Here is a 19,862-nt window from a genome sequence, read left to right as displayed (position 1 = left end):
ACGAATATTTCTACAGAACGGGCCGTTTTTCCTCTTTTATTCTTCCTGCTCCAACCGGCGAATTTTTGCCAGCCACCGTCCGAGCGGGTACGAGAAGATCAGTAAAAATCCGATATTCAACAGCAATGTTGGCCATAGACGACGATCCCAAAATACGGAAAACGACCAATCCGTCCGCCCGATCAACAGCTGAATGCCGTACACATAGCTGTCAAGAAGAGCGATGGCCAACAGCGATAGCAAAAACACAACAAGCCAGCTCTGGTGAAACCATTTCATCGCTTTGCCCGCGATATAGGCGATGAGCGTGTAGGCAAAGGCGTAAACGCCGAGCAGCTCTGTATAGACGCAGTCATACAGGAAACCGAATATGAATCCGTACCCCATCGCCCGCGTCCCACCAAGATAAACAGCCGTCAGCACTAAAAAAATAAGAAAAAAGCGGGGAACAAAAAAATAGCGGACATACAAGTCACCCTTCGGCCATACATCAACAAAAATGCTTTCGCTGACAAAACATAACACCGCAAGGAAAGGGAGCCGCCACTTTTTCACTTTGCCTCCTCCTCTTCTTGCAGTGCCTCATCGATTTTCCGTTTCACAATCATCACATCATCAATATCATACAAGTTGGCAAACGGTTTAACATAGACAACTTGCGTCAATCCGTACTGGTCTGGTTTGACCTCGGTTACTTCGCCGATCGGCAATCCTTTCGGAAACACGCCGCCGAGGCCGGAAGTCAACACTTTTTGCTTCTCTTTCACTTTGGCGTCAATCGGAATTTCGCCAAGGATCAGTTCGCGCCGTTTGCTGTCATACCCTTCAATTAAGCCGAATACGTTTTCGTTCCCTTGGACATAGGCGGAAATGCGGTTGTTTTGGTCGAGCGCGCTTAACAGTTGCACCGTGGACGTAAATTGGGAAGCGTGCTGCACCTTGCCGACAAGCCCGGCTGGGGTAATGACCGCCATATCTTTTTTCACCCCATGCTGCGCGCCTTTATTGACAATGATCGTCTCCCGCCAGCGGTCCGGGTTTCGCCCGATCACAGTCGCTTGGATCGGAATAAAGTCGCGCAAGCTCTCTTTTTTGTCAAGCAACGCGCGAAGCCGTTTGTTTTCCTGGCGCAGCGCCTCAACCTCCGTCTGCAGCGCCGCGTATTCCTCAAGCCTTGCTTTCAATAACTCGTTTTCCTCATATGTATGGCGGAGATCGTTCACATTTTCAAAGAAGCCCGCGACAAACTGTGCGGGCTTCCCAAACAGAAGCTGGACAAAACCGACAGTGTCTTTGACAAACTGCTCTGGCCACGTCAATTGCTCGCGGCTGCGCAGCGAAAAGCCGATCAACATAACAAGAATGACGATGCTGACAAGCAAAAAAATGAGACGCTTATTTCCGAAAAACTGTGGCATGCGTCGGCACCTTCTTACTGTCAGCGATGGTCTCTCGCCTTGTTTTTAAACAAGTCAATATGGTCGAGTGCTTTGCCGGTGCCAATCGCCACGCAATCGAGCGGATTCTCGGCGACGATGACCGGCATGTCCGTTTCTTGGCTGATGACTTTGTCCAAATTGCGCAGCAAAGCTCCGCCGCCCGTCAGCACGATGCCGCGGTCCATAATGTCGGCCGCCAGCTCCGGGGGCGTTTTTTCAAGCGTGTTTTTCACTGATTCCACAATGGCATAAACGGTGTCGCGAAGCGCCTCAGCCACTTCCTCGGCGCTAATTTCGATCGTTTTCGGCAGCCCGGTCAATAAATCGCGGCCACGAATTTCCATTTTCTCGATCCCCTCCGGATTTCCAGCCGAACCGATTTCCATTTTGATCGCCTCCGCCGTCCGCTCACCGATCATCAAATTGTACGTTTTGCGGATGTATTGGATGATCGCATCATCCATTTCATCACCGGCAATGCGGATCGACTGGCTCGTCACGATGCCGCCAAGCGAAATGACCGCTACTTCGGTCGTGCCGCCGCCAATGTCAACGACCATGCTGCCGGTCGGTTCCCATACCGGCAAGTTGGCGCCGATGGCGGCCGCAAACGGCTCTTCAATCGTGTACGCGTCGCGCGCTCCGGCCTGTCGTGTCGCATCGATGACCGCCCGCTCTTCGACCGCCGTGATGCCATACGGTACACATACCATCACATACGGCTTGCCGGCAAACAATCCTTTCGTCTTGATAGCTTTGCGAATATAATATTTCATCATCGTCGCTGTCGTCTCATAGTCAGCGATGACGCCATCTTTCATCGGCCGCAGCGCCACGATGTTGCCCGGCGTGCGCCCGATCATATTTTTCGCTTCATTGCCGACGGCAACAATTTGCTTCGTGTCGCGCTGAATGGCGACGACTGACGGCTCACGCAAGACGATCCCTTTTCCTTTCACATAAACAAGCGTGTTCGCCGTCCCTAAATCAATCCCAAGATCTTTCGTTCCAAACCCAAGCATATTGTTGATCTTCCTTTCCGAAACGAAATGCGTATCATCTTTATATTGGCAAAATTGGTCGGATGTCAGTCATTTATAAATGGTACAGCACCGCCGAAACGGATTCAGAAAAACTCATAATTGATATTATACCTGATTCGACAAAAAATGAGAACCGTTAGACATAGCCTTTTTCTTTTAAACTGATGAATTTTTGGTCACCGATAATGAGATGGTCCAGAAGCTCGATGCCGATCACGCGGCCGCATTCGACAAGCCGTCTGGTGACATCGATGTCCTCGCGGCTTGGGGTCGGATCGCCAGAGGGGTGGTTATGCACGCAAATGACTGAGGCGGCGGATCGTTTGATCGCCTCTTTAAACACTTCGCGCGGATGGACAATGGAGGCGTTTAAACTGCCGATGAACACTGTTTTGCGATGAATTACTTGATTTTTTGTATTCAAATAAATGGCAACAAAATGTTCTTGCGATAAAAATCGCATATCTTCCATGACATATTTGGCCCCGTCTTCCGGACAACGGATGACATAGCGGTCATGGTAGCCGGATTGGTGAATGCGCCGGCCGAGCTCAAGCGCGGCCAAAATTTGTGCCGCTTTCGTCGGCCCGATTCCTTTAATGTTGGTCATTTCTTCAACCGTCGCGTCTTTCAGCAGCCTCAGCCCTTCAAAATGCTGAAGAAGACGCTGGGCGAGCTGCACGACCGACTCGTCTTTCGTCCCGGTGCGCAGCAAAATGGCCAATAGCTCATGATCAGCTAAACTTTCCGGCCCTGACGACAACAGTCGTTCACGCGGCCGACCGTCTTTTGGCACATCGCGAATCATCCACGCCATCGTATTCCTCCCTTACTCCTTTTCTGATCCCGCTGTTATCCGGCAGTGACCGACCGCAGCACAATAAGCGTCCCCGGCCATGTGGATGGCGGCTGTTAACGGCATTACGCTCCCATGCCGTCCGGCGGCCACCCGAGCCGACGCAGCTCTCTTACAGTCCTTGACAGCGGCAGGCCAACAACAGTGAAGTAATCTCCTTCAATCCGTTTGACAAACAGGGCGGCCCGACCTTGAATGCCATACGCTCCCGCCTTGTCCATCGGCTCTCCGGTGGCGATGTAAGTTTCGATTTCTTCATCGCTCAACGGCCAAAACGTCACCGCTGTTTTTTCGGCGAATGACACCGTTTCCCCGTGCGGCGTCGCGATTGCAACCCCTGTCCAAACATCGTGCGTCCGCCCGGATAAAAGCCGCAGCGTCTCAAACGCTTCTCCGGCGGTGCGCGGCTTCCCTAGCAACCGGCCGTCATGCACAACAATCGTGTCGGCGCCAAGGACGTAGGCGTCAGATGCGCACGGCACGACCGCCTCGACTTTCCGGCGGGCAAGCATTTGGACGGCTTCTTCAGGGGGCGTTCCGGGAGCGATCGTCTCGTCGGCTTGGCTTTCCTGCACATCAAACGGCCAGCCGGTCATCTCGAGGAGCTGTTTGCGGCGCGGGGAGCGGGACGCAAGCACGAACCGTGGGGGCATCGTCATTCTCCTTTCCTTCGTTTCGGTTCGGAAGATTCATTTGTATCGTAGCAAATTTTTCACTGAAAGGCAATTTTCCACAGACAAGAACAAAGAAAAAACGGAGCCGTTTTTAGCTCCGCAGCGGGATCAATTCCATATAGACGCTGAGCGCCTCGAGCAGCTGTTGTTGGGCCTTGCTGAGCAGCGCTTCCTCTTGATTTTCTTTGTAAGCGGCGAGCGCCAAATACGCCTGCTTGAGCGCTTCGGCATATTCCTCGACTGTTTTGTTGTTTGGTGTTTCGCTTTTTTCGAACGAGCCGTACGCCTTGCTTAGCGCCTGCCATTCTCCGTCGCTCACATCCTTGCCGGCAAGCAAAGCGGCGGAGACTGCCGCCATGCTTCCGTATAACGCCTCCCCTTTTTGGACGATTCCTGACCGGCGCACCTTTGTTTCAGCCGCAAATGACAGTTCCTTCACGTACGTGCTCGGCACCGCCTCGCGGTATCGGTCGTTGACTGCCCGCAGCGCTTCTTTATCCGCGCCGACCGCAATATAGAGCGCCGCCGGCTGTTTCCCGGCCACCACGACTGGCACGCCGGCCGCTTGGATCGATTCGGCCGCCCGCACAGCTGCCCTTTCGTCAGAGTAGACACCGGCTTGGATCACCGCGATTGAAAACGGCGCAAGCATTGTGCTTTCCGCCCCTTCCTCTCCTGTCGCCGTTCCAGCCTCCGCGAGTTCCTCCATCGCTTCAGCCGCCGGCGACGGCTCCCCTTTTTCCTGCGGGACAAGCCGGAGCATCGTCATGCCAAACGCCATGCCGACGAGCGCGGCGACCGCCGCCGCGAGAAACAGTGACTTGGCATGCGGCGGCAGCCGCCACGACCGCTGTTTTTTCCCACCTTTTTTCTTTTTTTGGAACGCTTCTGACACAGAAATGACTCTGTCGTCTTCTTCAAGGGCGGCTGCTTCTTCCCCTTTAACTGTTTCACACGTCTTCGTTTCCGCCTCGTAGTCGCCGGTTTGCCGGCCGCCCTCCTGAAATGAACGTGTCTGATGATGGCCGGCTGACTGTCTGTCAATGACATGATCGGCGGAGAAACGATCTTCAGATTGGTGTCCGCTCAGCTCATCCGGCTGATCTCCTTCCGATGAGTGTCTAATCGTAAACGGCCGCGAATGTCCGTTAATGTTCACCGTAATGCCCGGGCGCTGCTTGTCCATTTTGCCACCGTCCTTTTCCGTCCTTCGATTTCTTTCGCCTATCTTACCATAAAGAAAAAAAAAAAGAACAAGACATTTGTCGCCTTGTTCCCGCTTCTTTTCTTCATTTTCCGACATTACCGGTCACGAATCCTCTCCGTCCCCAGCGCTTCGACAGGAATCGGCTGCTCGCGCCCTTGATCAAAGCAAAGCTGCTTCGTCTCTCCCTTCAAGCAAACGGCATAATCGATTCCGCCATCCTCCCGCTTCATAACAAGCACATACGATGGATTCGTTTCCGGGGCCAATAGGTTTCCGGTAAACGGATCATGGATCGGTTCAAGCAGGCCGTTTTCCACCAACTCCCCGTACGACAACGCGGCAGAGGAACGGGCTGGCAAAAACTCCACTTTCTCGGCGCCGACATACAACCGCGCCGCTTCGTACATCGCATAGGCATCAGCGACAAACGCCCGTTCCCGCGCCCGGTCGATCATCGTCCAGATGGCCAAGCCAACGATCGTTGCCACAATGCCGATGATCACCAGCACGGCGAGCAGTTCAATCAACGTCATCCCACGCTTCGCCCGGATGAGCATACAAGCCTCCTTCTCGATTACGGGCCCGCCGGCGGCGCGATTTCCACGAACGGGTTGTCTTTGCCGCTTGGCGGCGGAACGTCCAGCATCGGCGCGATCTGCTTCCATTTTTCAAGCTGCGGCGCATAAAAGGCGCGCACGGTCAACGAATACGTCAACGGCTGAACTTCGACAGCCGTCGAGGTCAATTCCGGCCGTCCGGCAAATGTGAGCGATTCAACAGCGAGAATCCGCTCCGAACGTTCAAGTGTCTCTAAAAACCGCTCGAGCTGGTAATATGAGGGCGACTGAACGGTCAGCTGGGCGCTCACCGTTTCAATCCCGTCCGGCGGAGTGCCCGTTTTTCCTTCTCCCGCCTGCCCGGCCGCTGCTTTCCCTCCTTCGGAAAAATTGACACTCAGCAGCACGCTGCCGGAGATGTATTCCGCCTTTTGAAACTCAAGCAGCAACTGCTCAGTGAGCGGGCGGACCGGCACTTTCTTTTGCAGCGCGGTGAGGCTTTCCATCATATCCCCCTCTTGGGGGGACGCACGCTGTTCCATGGCGGCCAGCACTTTTTTCTCGCTCTCGAGCACAGCGGCAAGCTGGTCGATTTCCCGGTAGCGCGGCGCCAGCAAGAAAAAATAGAATGCAGCCAACACAGCAACAGCGAACAGCGTCGATACTAAAACAGTCAACCATTTGCCGATGCGGTTGGTCATGGTGATATCCCCTTTTTCTCAGCTTGGCCGATCGTTAATTCATATTGCGCCATATAGCGCGGCACTGTTATGTCCGTCCCGGCTTCCTCGTTTGAGCCGTTGGCGGAAACCCCGGTCAACTTCGCTTGTTTGACCATCTTGACTGCCCCGAGCCGCTCCAAATAATAAGCAGCTTCTTCCGCCGTATCAAACTGGACGGTCATCGTCACCGTCCGCCGGTCGGCATAGGTCAAATTCATAATAAAACCGCGCTCCGGCAACTGTTTCGTCAAAGCGCGCAACAGCGGCACCGTTTTGAGCGGATAGGCGTCCGCCCATTGCACCGCTTCCGTGAGCTGCTGGCGTCCTTTTTGCTCTTCGGCGTCCTGCTGTTTGGCCGCAACCGCGGCCTGCAAGGCGCGCACTTGCTTCAGCTCCGCCTCAAGCGCCGCCTGGCGGCTGTCAGCGCGCTCAAGCAGCCAATACCCTAAGCCGGCGCCGAGCAAAAGAAGAAGAACCGCCAAGAGGGCCGCCATAGCGCCCCCGGTGCGGCGCGGCTCTTTTCGCGGCAACAAGTTGATGTCAGCGATCATCGTCAGCCATTCCTTCTTTCAACGCCAGTCCCCAGGCAAGATGGTAGCGGTCCGGCAGCGGATCGAGCGGCTGGGCGAGCTGCTCCGGCAGCACGTCAAGCCGCTCCGCCAAGGCAGCGAATACACCATGAAGCTGCGGATGGTCGCCGGTGAGGAAGAGGCGCGTAATTTGCTGTTTTCCTTGTTGGAGGGAAAATGAATAAAAGCTCATCATCCGTTCGATTTCTTTGTACACATCCACAAACGGGTCAATGAACGCCGCCGTCTGCCCTGCGGGCGCCTCGAGCGGCAAATGGCGCATAAACAAGGGCAAATGTCGATGGAACACACTTACATTCACCGCCGATTCATCAAATTGCACAAGCAAAATATGATCATCCGGCCCGGCTTGTCCGGCAGCATAAAACGGGCGATAGGCGCAAAGCGGCGACACATCGGCCGCCACAGGGCGCAAATCCATCCCCTCCAACAGCTCCGCATACTCAGACACCGTCTCCTCCGGCGCCGCAAACAACAAAATCGACACCGCCTCGCTCGTTCTCTCCATCACCACATAATCGAACACCGGGTCGGCAAACGGAAGCGGAATCGATTCACCCAATTCCATAAACAAATAGCCGCGAATGTCCTCATCAGCTAAATGAGGCGGAAGCGACAAGCTGCGGATCATGACGAACGGATCGGGGACGACAAAGCGGACGCGCCGCCCGTCAAGCTTCCATTCATCAACGCACTCATCCAAAATCATCGCCAATGCATCCGCATCCACGATTTTGCCATCGCGAATGACGCCGGGCGGCAGCTCACGCTCGCCCCACCGTTTCGCCTCCGGCGGATCGCCCGGCTTCGCTTCCACATAGCGGATGACATGGTCTTTCATCACGATGTTCGCTTCCTTCCCTTTTCGCCGCCATAACGCCATCTTCGCTGCTTCCTTTCTGCTATCGTTACCGGATGAACGCCATATACGCGCGCACGATCGCCTCGCCGAAAAACAACGCCGTCAGCGCCCCGAGCGCGATCGCCGGCGCAAACGGCATCGGCACGCCGCGCCGCACGCGCCCCAACGCCATGCCGACAAGCCCGATTGCTGTTCCGTACAACGTCGCCAAAAAAAACGCGAGCAACACGAGTTTCCAGCCAAGCACGAACCCAAGCACGGCAAACAGCTTCACATCGCCGCCGCCCATCCCGCCTTTTGACAGCACGGCGATCAGCCATAAAAGGAAAAAGCCGGCCGCCGCGCCGATCACCATATCGGTCCACGGCAAAAACGGAATCCACAGCCGCTCGATGAGAAACAACGCGGCAAACGCGAGCAACACCCGGTCCGGGATGAGCATATAGCGAAGGTCGGACACGACGATGATCGCCAACAAGCTGATCAACGTCCACGCTACAATCAACCGCCCGCCCCAGCCGACCCAAACAGGCGCAGCCGTAAACAAGGCGGCAGTCGCGAGCTCCATCGCCGGGTAAAGGGGGGAAATGCGCCCCCCACACCCTTTGCAACGCCCGCGCTGCACGACATACGACACGACCGGAACCAACTCCCTCGCCGACAGCGTCCGCCCACACGCCGGACAATGCGACCGCGGCCTTACAATCGACTTCCCGGCCGGCACCCGCAGCCCGACGACGTTGAAAAAGGAAGCGAGGAGGAGGGAGTAGAGGAAAATGAAACCATATCGCATAACACTATAAGTTTAACGGACTTCGGAACGTTTCAAATTTGATTCTGTGACTGCTGAACCATCGGCAGCATGAACACCACGACTGCTATTTATTAACTTGACGAAATAGCTTAATTTATTTGCACTATTTTGTATAAGTACATAGGAATAGGCAGCCTTAGGGTCAGCAGTCAAATTTTTTTGGATTTGAGCTGCACCTTGACCTTCAGGCCCTTTATTGTACGATGTTGTATCCCCATCTGGATCCTTTACGGTCTCTAAGTATCCCTCCTCTTCCAAATATTTAAGCGTAACAAGTGTATACTTCCCATTCGCCGGTATTAAATCCTTATCCGCCGTTACGGCGATTTTCGCAGCGTTGATCATTTGTTGCGCGTTGGCTACGTGCGCATCCTTTTTCGAATTGTCAATCAACCCCCCGATCGCCGGAATCGCAATCGCCGCAACGATCCCTAAAATGACAATGACGGCGAGCAGTTCGATGAGCGTCAAGCCGCGCTCGTTTTTCACGATTCGCTTTACCATCGTTTCCTCTCCCTTTCAAACAAAATTAGAACGTTTTCCCTATTATTCTACAACAAAGTGGCATAAATAGGAATATATTCTTATTTTCTAATTATTGAACATGATTGAAAATATCGTACATCGGCACGATGATCGCCGTGACGATCGTCCCGACGACGCCGGCGAGCAGCACGATCATGAGCGGCTCGATGAGCGATTTTAACCGGTCGGTGCCGGCGTCCACCTCCGCTTCGTAAAAGTCGGCGACTTTGCCGAGCATGGCGTCAAGCGAACCGGTTTGTTCGCCGATGGCGATCATTTGCGCAACGAGCGGCGGAAACGCCCAATGGCGGCGGAGCGGCTCGGCGAGCGACTGGCCGCGCTCAAGGGCGCCGCGCGCTTCGTCCAACACGGACGCGATCACTTCATTTTCGACGACGCGCCCGGCGACCGACAGCGCTTCTAAAATCGGCACCGAACTTGACACGAGCGAGCTGAGCGTCCGCGTCAGGCGGGCGAGCGCCGCCTTTTGCACGAGCTTGCCGAAAATCGGCAGCCGCATGGCGGCATAGTCCAAATAATATTTCGCCGCCTTTTGCCGGCGGAGGGCGGCGAATGAAGCGGAACAGGCGATCAAGACGAGAACGGCCGCCCACCAATACTGTTCCATCACGCCGCTTGCCTTGAGCACGAACTTCGTAATCGCCGGCAGCTCGGCGTGAAACTCAGCGAACATTTCGACGAACGTTGGCACGACGGCAACGAGCAAAAAGATGACGACGGCCGTGGCGATGATGGCGACCGCCGCCGGATAGGCGAGCGCCGAGGCGATTTTTTGCCTTGTGCGATGCATTTTTTCAAAATGATCGGCCAGGCGGTCAAGCGTTTCGTCCAATGTACCGCCCGCCTCGCCGGCGCGCACCATGTTGACAAACAGCGGCGGAAAGATGCGCGGATGATTCGCCGCTGCCGCCGAGAGCGGATTCCCGCCGCGCAGCGACTGTTCGATGTCAGAAAGCGCCCGGGCGAGCGGCTTGCTTTCCGTTTGCTCGGCCAAAATGCGGACTGAATCGACGATCGTCACCCCGGCGCGCACAAGGGTCGCAAATTGGCGCAAAAAGATGACAAAGTGCTGCAGCTTGACAGCGCGGCCGAATGAAATTTCTTTATTCCATATCGACGGCGGCACTTCGGCGAGCGTCAGCGGGCGAATCCCTTTTTCACGGAGCTTCACGGCCGCCTCGCGCCGCGAAACGGCGGTGATCACTCCGGTTTTTTTCCGCCCGCTTTGGTCGCGCCCTTCGTACTTAAACTGCGCCATTCTGTTCACGCTCCCCCGCCAAATACGCTTCCGCCGCCAACGGATCGATGCGCCCGGCGGCGGCAAGTTCTTTGATGCTCATCTCCATCGTCTGCATGCCGGCTTGGCGGCTCGTCTGCATAATGTTGACAATTTGATGCTCTTTTTCGTTGCGGATCAAGTTGGCGACCGCCGCGTTGTTCAGTAAAATTTCCAGCGCCGCTGTCCGGCCGGTTTTCCGGCTGTTGGGAAACAGACGCTGAGCGATGATGGCGACAAGCACGGAAGCGAGCTGAAGGCGGATTTGCGCCTGTTGGGCGGACGGAAAGACGTCAATCATCCGCTCGACTGCCGCCGGCGCGCTCGCCGTATGAAGCGTGCCTAGCACTAAGTGCCCGGTTTCGGCAGCGGTGATCGCCGTTTGAATCGTCTCTAAATCGCGCATCTCCCCGACTAAAATCACATCCGGATCTTGGCGCAAGGCGGCGCGCAGCCCGGCGGCAAAGCTTCCGGTGTCAAACCCGACCTCGCGCTGGTCGATAATCGATTTCCCGTGCTTATGCAAATACTCGATCGGATCTTCGAGCGTGATGATGTGTTTTGACATCGTTTTGTTCATATAGTCGATCATCGCCGCCAATGTTGTCGATTTGCCCGAGCCGGTCGGCCCGGTGACGAGCACGAGCCCGTGCGGTTTTTCGGCGATGCGTTTCAAAACGTTCGGCATGGCGAGCTCTTCTAACGTCGGGATGCGCATCGGGATGAGGCGCACGGCGAGCGACACACATGACCGCTGTTTAAAGATGTTGATGCGAAAGCGGGAAACACCGGGAATGCCATACGAAAAATCAAGCTCTCCGGTTTCTTGAAACTGCTGCCAAAGCGGCGGCGGGACGGCAGCTTTCGCCATTTGCTCGGTCTCCTCCGGCTGCAGCCGCTCATGGCCGTATGCTCTCAACTCCCCGTTCACGCGAAAAATCGGCGGCGCACCGACGGTCAAATGCACGTCGGACGCGCGGCATTCAAACGCGGCGCGCAATAACGCCTCAAGTTTTTCTTTCATCCGTCTCACCCATCAATGCAAAATGGCCACTTTTAGCACTTCTTCAAGCGTCGTCAACCCTTGCTTCACTTTCAACAGCCCGTCATCCAGCAAAAAAATCATTTTGTTTTGACTGGCGAGCTCGCGCAGTTTTGAAAACGGCTCGTTATTTAAAATGACGCGCCGCATCTCCTCGGTGACGACAAGCAGCTCGTGAATCGCCAGCCGTCCGCGGTAGCCGGTCATGTTGCACGTCGGACAGCCGCGGCCACGGACGAGTTGGCGAACGTCGATGCCGCGGCGGGCGAAAATGTCCCGTTCCCGCTTCGTTGGCTCATACGCCTCTTGGCAATCGCGGCAGACGCGGCGCACAAGCCGCTGTGAAACGACGCCGGCAAGCGACGTCGCCACCAAAAACGGCTCAATGCCCATATCGACGAGGCGCGTGATCGTGCTTAACGCATCGTTCGTATGAAGCGTGCTCAACACTAAATGGCCGGTGAGCGAAGCGCGGATCGCCACTTCCGCCGTCTCGCGGTCGCGAATCTCCCCAACCATGATGATGTTCGGATCTTGGCGCAAAATCGACCGCAGCCCTTGGGCGAACGTCAAGCCGACATTCGGGTTCACTTGAATTTGGTTGACGCCTTCGATCTGATATTCGACTGGATCTTCAATCGTAATAATGTTCACGTGCTCGCTGTTTAAATGATTGAGCGCCGCATAAAGCGTCGATGATTTCCCCGAACCGGTCGGTCCGGTGATCAAGACGATGCCGTTCGGCCGCTCGATCAAGCGGATAAACCGGTCCAAATTGACCGGATTGAAGCCAAGTTTATGAATATCGTTTAACGCCGCACCTAAATCAAGAACGCGCATAACGATTTTCTCGCCATATACGGTCGGCAATGTCGAGACGCGCAAATCGACCGGATGAAAATCGATGTCCATTTTGATCCGCCCGTCTTGCGGCACGCGGTGTTCGGTAATGTCCATATTGGCCAAAATTTTAATTCTCGCCGTCAACATGCTTTGCATATGTTTCGGCAGCGCCCGCTCGGTGCGAAGCAACCCGTCGATGCGATAGCGGATGAGCACTTTCGTCTCTTGCGGATCGATGTGAATGTCGCTCGCCCGCTGTTCGACCGCCAGCTGCAAAATTTGATTGACGAGCCGGACGATCGGCGAATCGTCATCCTCCGTCCGCTCGTCTTCGCGCACTTCCGGCGCCGCCTGCAAAAATTCGTCAAACGACTCATCGATGTCGTAATACTTGTTAATCGCCCGCAAAATATCGTCTTTTGAAGCGATCGCCGTTTCAATTTGAAACCCGGTCGACAGGCGCAAGTCGTCGATGACAAAAAAGTCCATCGGGTCGGCCATAGCGACAAGCAGCCGCTCGCCTTCAATTTTCAGCGGCATGACCATATGGCGGCGGGCAAACTCTTTTGGCACTAAACTGGTCGCCTTCGGGTCGATCGGATAACGGTATAAGCTGACGTGGGGAATGCCGAGCTGAAACTCGAGCACTTCAATGAGCTGCTGCTCGGTGATGTAGCCGCGCTGCAGCAAGGCATCGCCGAGCTTCTGACCGGGCGCCTTCTCGCGCAGCGCTTCGGCCAACTGGCTTTCGGTGATCAACCCCGCTTCGACAAGCAAATCACCAAGCCGTTTCCGTTCCTGCTTTTTGCTCATTTTCCTTCCCCTCCGCCCATGTCCGTCTCCCCGCCAGCGCCCGCTTTCGGCGCGGATGCGCCGTCGCCCGGCTTATCGCCTTCTTCCTTTCCTTCATCGTTTTCCGGTTCTGATGAAGCGGGTTGTTCCGCCGGCGTGCTGTTTTCGCTTTCCCCGCCGTTTGGCTCCGCGCTGCTTTCCGGAACTTCAAGACCGCGCACTTGAATCGTATACGTCGGTGGGTAAAAGTCTTCGCTCACCGTCTCCCGGCGCACAAGTTTGGTCCCATCGCGCACTTCACGCATGACTTTCACTAGCAGCCCCGGGCGGCCGCTCTGTTTCGTCTGCTGCTCGCCGGGCGCTAAGCGCGAATCGTACTGGACAACGGTGCGCGGTTCGATTTTCTCCGTTTCGCTAACGTGAATCGTATATTGATAGACAAACGGCAGCCCGATGATGGACGCACGCACGTTTCGCCCATCGTATCGAAGAACGAGCGTGTAATCGGTCGTGTTCGGGTTGAACCATTCCAAATCGCGGCCGCCGCTGATGGCGGCCTCAAACCCGGGCGCCGCTCCACCCGGCAACATACGGCTCGTATAGCGCTCCACAACAGTGAAATTGGTCGCCAGCACCGCCCGGTACACCGCGGAAGCGATCGCATCGGCCGCTTTCGCGGGCAAATCGGCCTTCGCCTTTTTCATATAATCGCCAAACGAAAACAACTGGTTTGCCTTAATCACTGCGCGCCGCTCTTGCGACAGCCAGCGGGCCGCCGCCGCATCGGAAACCGCCGCCGCCGCTTCGCTCACGACCGGCCGCCGCTCATCCGGAAGCGATATGTATTGCGCCAAATCGACCGGAGAAGACGGCGCCTCAAGCCGGGATGCCACAGCTTCCAAGTCGGCCCCAAGCCGCTTCACATCGAGCGCCGGCAGCACCGTCGGCGGGACGATGGACGACGCTGCATGAAGGCCCGTTTCCAAGTCAGCCAGCACAAACAACGGCGTCCGCTGTCCATCGACAAGCTGCTTTAGGCTTTCCTCAAGCTGAAACGCAAACGCGTCCGCCGGCAGTTCGGCTTGTTTTTCTTGGTAGCGCAGCGGAATCGCCGCCGTCGCCCGCCACTCGTTTACCCGCTCGGCCACCGCCTGCCGGGCCGCGGACGGCGTCAGACCGGAAAGTGACACCGGACCGACGGCTGTCCCCGGGCGGAAGCGGCCGTCATCCGGGGCGAGCGCATCGTAGGCAAAGGCGCCAAGGCGGGAAAACGCGGTAAAATACATCGTACACACCGCCATGACAACAAACAGCTTCCACGCGGCCGCTTTTTTCACCGCCGACCCTCCCCGTTTACTCCTCGACATTCATGGAAACGTCAACGATGACGCCCGGTCCGGCAGCTTGCGCTTTGCGCACATCCGCTTCCGTCAGCACCGTGCCGCTCGCGAACAGCAGGCGGCCGTCCGCGTCGTAAATGTCTTTCGTCAGCCGCTTGCCGGCCAGCAGAGCGATTTGTTTTTCTCTTAACGTATGAAGCGCCTCAACGTTTTCCGCGCTTTCCGCCATCGCTTCCATTTGCGCCAAGAGACCGCCTTCATCCGTTTCGACAGCCGGTTGGCCGCTTTCCGCCTTCACCAGCTGCGCCGGGTCGTCACAAAGCGCCCCGTTCGCCCCGTCGTTGACAATTAAAATGTCTTTGCCGTATGTCAGCACTTCCGAAGCCGGCAGCACCGCTTCTTTGTCGTCAAGCCGCAAGGCAATGCCGATAATCTCCCCGGATTCCTCATCAACAAAAAACTCGCTCGCCTCGCCAAGCAGCTGCCCTTTGCGCGTAATCGCCTTCGCATTTTTAATGCGGATTTGCTTGTTGACAAGCTGGTTGGCAATCGGAATTTCTGAGAGATCGATCACATCATGCCCTTTCTCTACGGTCACGGCAAACTCACCGATGCCGATGACTTTTTTAAACGGAATGGCTTTTAAGCTGAGCTGCACATCATCTTGCTCGACCGTTAAAAAATCAATCGTTCCCTTATCCGGATTGATGACGACACTTTTCACCACGCCGATTTGCACGCCGTCGGCAATGCTGATGATCGGCAGTCCAATGATTTGCGCGCTAGCTTTCATCGTTTTCACCCCAACTTGTTTGCTAATGCGGCGGCTTGTTGCCGCCAAAGCGCCAACTCTTCGGCCACGGCCGGGTAGGCGCCAAAACGTCCGGCCAGTTCGTCAAGCCAGATCGCGAGCTTGTCATACTGTTGTTCTAGTACATAATGTTCCATTAACAACCGGGCCAATACGTAATAATCGCGATCGGAAAGCGGCGCTTCCAGGCAGCGGCGGAGGCAGCGCTCATAACTGTCGGCAGCCAAACAACGGCGGCTGAGGCGCAATTCGAGCGCGACCGCTTGCACCACTTCCGGACGCACCGTCTTGCGTTCCTCCCCAGGCGGCCCGGCAGCTTGCGTTTCGCCCTCCGCCTTCTGTTCTCCCTCGTCGGCACCGCAGCCTTCGCCCTCTTCCCGGCCTTTGGGCAACGCTTCTTCTCCGTTGTCAAGCCCGCTATATTCGCGGCGTTCCTCTCTTGGTGGTTCGAGCGCCGCTCCTTCGCCCGCTTCCATGCCGGCCGCCTCCATAGCACCGCCTATATCCAGCGGGCGCAGCTCTATGCTCTTAGGCAGCTCCGCAAACGGCGGCCGTTCAAAAGAAGGTTCCCGTTCCAACGCAAAACCGTCCCGATCAATAAAGGCGCCGGTCCGTTCAAGCCCAGCCCATTCGGGAGGCAGGACGCCGGCCCCATCCCGCAGGCCCTGCCCGCCATCGTCCAGGCTGTCGGCCGCTTTTCCTGTCTGCAGCACGGCCGCTTCGATGTCCGGCGTCACGGCCACCGGCAGCTCATCGAGCCAATCGTCCAACCGGCGCACGGGCTCGATCTCTGAAGCAGCGTCCTCGAGAGGAAGAAGCGAAAGCTCAGAAAGGAAACGCTTCTCCTCTTCCGTTTCGCTCCCGTCCCTTCCATCATCCGCCATAGCAGCTCTCCCTAAAAGGAGGAAATCGTCTTCTTCCGCACCGTCAGCCGAAGCGGAAAACGGCGCGGTGAAATGCCGATCCGCCCCCTCTTCCAGCGCGCGCAGGACGTCGGGAGCGAACGCAGGCGCCGTTTCCCCCGCTTCTTCTGACGCCAACGCGATTTCATCCAAAGCAGGCGGCCCATCCCCCACTCCGTCATGCGCCGGTGCGTTTCCATCCGGTTGGCCGGCGTGGATCGGCTGCCTCACATCTTCCTCCCTAGGGAGCATCTTCATTTCAGGCCAGCGGGCCGACGGGCGCCCCCCATCGACCGCCTGCCCCGCCAAAGACGTTGCTTCCGCGCCTTTTGGCGTCCCCCGCCTCCCCGTTTCGTTTCGCTCCGTCATCCGATACAACACCGCCCCAAAACGGCGGTCAAGCAAGTACGATGCAGCGGCCAACAAAAGCCCGACCAATAACACCGTTTGCCAGACGGGCGCCACCGATTCCGCCAACTTGGCCAACACGGCAGCCAACAGCGCGACCATCACAGCCACCGCGCCCCCAACCCGGCTGAAGCCAAGCGGCAGCAGCCAGACCGCCCCAAGCGCCAACACGAATGCAACGACATAAATGACTGCCTCTTTTCCCATGCCACCCGTTCCTTCCCGGCTATCGTCTGCCAAAAAGCGGCATATGCACCGCCTATCGTCCTCTTAGCCTAAAATTCTACATAATTCAACTCGAACTTATTGTATAATAAAGTTACATATTTTGAAAGAAGGTTATGACGAATGACCGAAGGCAATTTTTCTCCCACTGGCCGCCAAGGCGGGTTCACGCTCATTGAAACGTTGCTCGCTCTCACCCTTCTATCAAGCGTTGTGATCGGCTTGTTTTACTTTTTTACGAATGCTATGGCCCATACGTCCTACAGCCAAGGGCGGACGGTGGCGATCAACATCGCCCGCGGCGTCGCCGCCTATATGGAACGGCTTGAGTTTTCCGCGCTCGAACGTTACGTTCGCCAGTCAGCAGGCGAACAGGCGCCGTTTGTCAAATTGACGAGCGGCGATTGCGAAAATAGAGCCATTTTCCCAGAGCCGGACGCCTGCCGCGCCCAGCTCGGCCCGACGGTCAACAATATCGTTTATGACGACGGGCGGGTGGCCGTCTTTCTCATCCCGTATGACGGAGCGCTTTGGGAACAGCTCGTCTCATCGCCGCCTGACGCGTTCCCGTCCTCCCTCCGCAAACAAATCGAAAAAGAAGCGGAAAAAGTGCGGGCGTCAGACCCCGGCCTCGGGCAGTATTTGTTGAAAATGTACGTTGTCGTCCGCTGGGGCGAGCGTCCTGGGGAAGCGGAATGGGTCGAAGGGGTGGTCACCGATGAAACGATCCGCTAGAAGCAAAGCCGGCATGACGCTGATCGAGCTTCTAGCTGCTGTTTCCGTTTCGCTGTTGATCATCGGCGCCATCTATACCGTGTTTCTAAGCGGCATCCGCGCCTACGAACGGATCGGCATCGAAAACGAACTGCGCAGTGAGGCGGACTACGCCATGGCAATGGTGATGAATAAACTGTACGAATTTGCACCGGATGGGATTAACCTTAGCGAAAGCGGCGAAAAAACATTAACGTTTATCGACGACCGGCAAAAGCGGGTTGACCCCTCATCCGGATTTGTCGATGAAAGAGAAATCGGCGGCGGCGCGTTGACTGTTTCCATTGAAAACGGCTCGCTCATCATCAACGGGGAAGCCATTTCCCCGCCACACTTGCTGCTTGTGGACAACTCTGCCTTTTCGGTGCGCTGTTTGCGCGAAGAGCGGAAAGAGGAAGCGCGAATTTGCCGCAGCGGCGTCATCACGATCCGTCTTGCCGTACAAGACCGCAAACATGCTGATCCGGACAGCCGCTTGTATGTGCGCCCGTTTACATTAAAAACAGAATTCGGCTTTTAAGGAGGGACGAGGATGAACCGTCCGCGCTCGAACGAGGCTGGCTACAGTCTCGTGACAACGATGCTCGTCATCACCATTTTCTTTTTGCTCGGCACAACCATTTTAACAGTGGCCGCCCAGCAGGCGCGATGGGCCGCCGTGCGCGTCGAAGATGTCGAGTCGTTTCATGAAGCAGCCAGCGCCATCGATGAAACCGTGGCCGCCTTAAAGACAGCGATCACCAAACCCGATTTTGCCTTCTCTACCCCAACGCGCTTTGACGATGATTTGAGGCGTTGGCTCCCTTCGTTTGAGCGGCGCTATGACGTCACGATCACGGATGCAACCAATGAAGAAGGGATCGACCGAAAAAAGCTGTTCACCCGCGTTTTGCACATTGCAAAATCGTCCGGTCAGAAAACCATCACCCGCCGCGTCATTATCACCAACACGCCAAGCTTTTTGAAATACGCCCTCGGTTCAGCTGAAGATTTGCTCGTCAACGGCGGGGCATACATTGACGGGCATGTGTACGCAGGCCGAAATGCCTACGTCACTAACGCTGCCAACTATATCGATCACTCGCAGCGCCGGACCGAGCTGACTTCCTTCCCCACCCTCTCAACCGGCAGCGCTTGGCTTGTTCAAGGGGAAATATCATCGTGCGAACACGGTGCGGGGTGTTACCGGATCGAAGACGGGGTGTTCATCCGCCGTGAAAACACCTTTTCCCCTCGTCTTGACGGAGCTCCGGTGCAAAAGGAAAAAGACGATTTTATCGACGTCAATTTTGATTGGACGGTGAAAGATAAGCTGCTCCATGCCGCAGGAATGGAAACGTTCAGCGATGAATACGAACAGTATATCCATGAGGACATCCCGACATTGCTTGCCATGCTCCGGGGCCGCCTAACGGTCGTGGACAGCGTAGGGCCGCTGCTTGGCCGTTCTTGGAACGAGCCGGTTTTGCTTGAGAGCGAAGAAGTTTCCTCCTTTTTCATTGACCATGGAGAAATCGATTTAAAGAAAAACTGGCTTGTCGTCAATGGCGATTTGTTTTTAGGAAACACGGCGCAAACGCCGACGAAAGTGCGCGGCAATCTCATCGTGCTCGGCGATGTCACCATTCAAGGAAATGTGGCGTTTGACGCCTCGGTCTACGTCACCGGACGCACGCTCGTTTACAGCGCCGATATCAGCGGTTGGGGCGGAAAAGAGCTCGTTCTCTTATCGAACGGGCCGCTCGAGCTGGCGCGCATCAATGAGTTTGATAACTCGTTCCCGCCGCGGCCGAATTTAAAAGGATATTTCTATACGAACAGCAACGCGACCGTTTATGCCGTCGGCTCGTATATCCACATTCAAGGCGGCTTGTTCGCCCGCGGGGATGCCTCCAGCCTTGCCCCTGATGCCGATATATCGGGCCTTGTCGTCAACGCCTACCGCGGACGGGCGGAAAACGGGCTGTCATTCATCCCGGCGCCTGACGATGATCTGGAACAATCACGCCTTGTCATTCACCACGACCCGCAAGTGTTGATCGACCGCGGGGAAGGGTTGCCGTTTGTCAAACAGCTGTCGCTCGTCGTTGAGCCAATAAAAGTCAAATAGAAAAAAGCGGCCTGTGCAAGGCCGCCTTT

The 19,862-nt window shown here is 56.2% G+C and carries 21 protein-coding genes; 3 read left to right on the top strand and 18 right to left on the bottom strand.

The features are described from left to right. Positions 1-36: 36 nt before the first annotated feature. From mreD to ACTVDO_RS00490, 18 genes are all read right to left on the bottom strand, one after another. Positions 37-555, bottom strand: coding sequence for a rod shape-determining protein MreD (gene mreD, locus ACTVDO_RS00575; RefSeq protein WP_442900863.1), 519 nt, complete (start codon positions 553-555; stop codon positions 37-39). Further along, positions 552-1,418: a rod shape-determining protein MreC gene (gene mreC / locus ACTVDO_RS00570; RefSeq protein WP_020960743.1), complete on the bottom strand. Its 867-nt coding sequence runs from the start codon at positions 1,416-1,418 to the stop codon at positions 552-554. The genes mreD and mreC overlap by 4 nt, the downstream gene beginning before the upstream one ends. A 20-nt stretch (positions 1,419-1,438) precedes the next feature. After that, positions 1,439-2,461 carry a rod shape-determining protein gene (locus tag ACTVDO_RS00565; RefSeq protein WP_020960744.1) on the bottom strand — a complete coding sequence of 341 codons (1,023 nt, stop codon included), beginning with the start codon at positions 2,459-2,461 and terminating at the stop codon, positions 1,439-1,441. Between the two features lie 157 nt (positions 2,462-2,618). Further along, positions 2,619-3,299, bottom strand: a complete 681-nt coding sequence (gene radC, locus ACTVDO_RS00560) for a RadC family protein (RefSeq protein ID WP_020960745.1) — start codon at positions 3,297-3,299, stop codon at positions 2,619-2,621. A gap of 104 nt (positions 3,300-3,403) precedes the next feature. Further along, on the bottom strand, positions 3,404-3,991 hold the full coding sequence (locus ACTVDO_RS00555; RefSeq protein ID WP_020960746.1) for a Maf family protein: 588 nt from the start codon (positions 3,989-3,991) through the stop codon (positions 3,404-3,406). Positions 3,992-4,103: 112 nt separating this feature from the next. After that, entirely contained in the window at positions 4,104-5,198 is a 1,095-nt protein-coding gene (locus ACTVDO_RS00550; RefSeq protein WP_442900862.1) for a stage II sporulation protein D, read from the bottom strand. Positions 5,199-5,314: 116 nt separating this feature from the next. After that, positions 5,315-5,776, bottom strand: coding sequence for a type II secretion system protein (locus ACTVDO_RS00545; RefSeq protein ID WP_020960748.1), 462 nt, complete (start codon positions 5,774-5,776; stop codon positions 5,315-5,317). A 17-nt stretch (positions 5,777-5,793) separates the two neighbouring features. After that, positions 5,794-6,477, bottom strand: coding sequence for a pilus assembly protein PilO (locus ACTVDO_RS00540; RefSeq protein WP_442900861.1), 684 nt, complete (start codon positions 6,475-6,477; stop codon positions 5,794-5,796). Next, positions 6,474-7,049, bottom strand: a complete 576-nt coding sequence (locus tag ACTVDO_RS00535; RefSeq protein WP_442900860.1) for a fimbrial protein — start codon at positions 7,047-7,049, stop codon at positions 6,474-6,476. The genes ACTVDO_RS00540 and ACTVDO_RS00535 overlap by 4 nt, the downstream gene beginning before the upstream one ends. After that, positions 7,039-7,971, bottom strand: coding sequence for a type IV pilus biogenesis protein PilM (gene pilM / locus ACTVDO_RS00530; RefSeq protein WP_442900859.1), 933 nt, complete (start codon positions 7,969-7,971; stop codon positions 7,039-7,041). Before pilM ends, ACTVDO_RS00535 begins: the two co-directional genes overlap by 11 nt. Before the next feature lie 25 nt (positions 7,972-7,996). Continuing rightward, positions 7,997-8,743: a prepilin peptidase gene (locus ACTVDO_RS00525; RefSeq protein WP_442900858.1), complete on the bottom strand. Its 747-nt coding sequence runs from the start codon at positions 8,741-8,743 to the stop codon at positions 7,997-7,999. Between the two features lie 12 nt (positions 8,744-8,755). Then, entirely contained in the window at positions 8,756-9,268 is a 513-nt protein-coding gene (locus tag ACTVDO_RS00520) for a prepilin-type N-terminal cleavage/methylation domain-containing protein (RefSeq protein WP_442900857.1), read from the bottom strand. Positions 9,269-9,359: 91 nt separating this feature from the next. Further along, positions 9,360-10,568, bottom strand: coding sequence for a type II secretion system F family protein (locus tag ACTVDO_RS00515; protein WP_020960754.1), 1,209 nt, complete (start codon positions 10,566-10,568; stop codon positions 9,360-9,362). After that, positions 10,555-11,610, bottom strand: coding sequence for a type IV pilus twitching motility protein PilT (locus ACTVDO_RS00510; protein WP_020960755.1), 1,056 nt, complete (start codon positions 11,608-11,610; stop codon positions 10,555-10,557). The genes ACTVDO_RS00515 and ACTVDO_RS00510 overlap by 14 nt, the downstream gene beginning before the upstream one ends. 12 nt (positions 11,611-11,622) lie before the next feature. Continuing rightward, positions 11,623-13,284, bottom strand: coding sequence for a GspE/PulE family protein (locus ACTVDO_RS00505; RefSeq protein WP_020960756.1), 1,662 nt, complete (start codon positions 13,282-13,284; stop codon positions 11,623-11,625). Then, a complete protein-coding gene (locus tag ACTVDO_RS00500) occupies positions 13,281-14,600 on the bottom strand; it encodes a G5 domain-containing protein (RefSeq protein ID WP_442900856.1) in 1,320 nt (439 codons plus the stop codon). The genes ACTVDO_RS00505 and ACTVDO_RS00500 overlap by 4 nt, the downstream gene beginning before the upstream one ends. Positions 14,601-14,616: 16 nt before the next feature. Continuing rightward, positions 14,617-15,396 (bottom strand): PRC-barrel domain-containing protein, encoded by a 780-nt coding sequence (locus ACTVDO_RS00495; RefSeq protein ID WP_442900958.1) that lies wholly within the window; start codon positions 15,394-15,396, stop codon positions 14,617-14,619. A gap of 5 nt (positions 15,397-15,401) precedes the next feature. Then, positions 15,402-16,931 (bottom strand): hypothetical protein, encoded by a 1,530-nt coding sequence (locus tag ACTVDO_RS00490; protein WP_442900855.1) that lies wholly within the window; start codon positions 16,929-16,931, stop codon positions 15,402-15,404. A gap of 141 nt (positions 16,932-17,072) precedes the next feature. Here ACTVDO_RS00490 and ACTVDO_RS00485 point away from each other — a divergent pair, with 141 nt between their 5' ends. From ACTVDO_RS00485 to ACTVDO_RS00475, 3 genes are read left to right on the top strand one after another with little or no spacing between them, the layout of a single operon-like run. Further along, on the top strand, positions 17,073-17,684 hold the full coding sequence (locus tag ACTVDO_RS00485; RefSeq protein ID WP_020960760.1) for a prepilin-type N-terminal cleavage/methylation domain-containing protein: 612 nt from the start codon (positions 17,073-17,075) through the stop codon (positions 17,682-17,684). Then, on the top strand, positions 17,668-18,243 hold the full coding sequence (locus tag ACTVDO_RS00480; RefSeq protein WP_020960761.1) for a PilW family protein: 576 nt from the start codon (positions 17,668-17,670) through the stop codon (positions 18,241-18,243). Before ACTVDO_RS00485 ends, ACTVDO_RS00480 begins: the two co-directional genes overlap by 17 nt. Before the next feature lie 12 nt (positions 18,244-18,255). Next, positions 18,256-19,833, top strand: a complete 1,578-nt coding sequence (locus tag ACTVDO_RS00475; protein WP_020960762.1) for a hypothetical protein — start codon at positions 18,256-18,258, stop codon at positions 19,831-19,833. Positions 19,834-19,862: the final 29 nt, after the last annotated feature.

This window comes from Geobacillus sp. BK01 (assembly GCF_052220245.1).
Lineage (GTDB): Bacteria > Bacillota > Bacilli > Bacillales > Anoxybacillaceae > Geobacillus.
The sequence above is the reverse complement of the archived record's forward strand: the minus strand, read 5'-3'. Positions and strand labels throughout refer to the sequence as shown.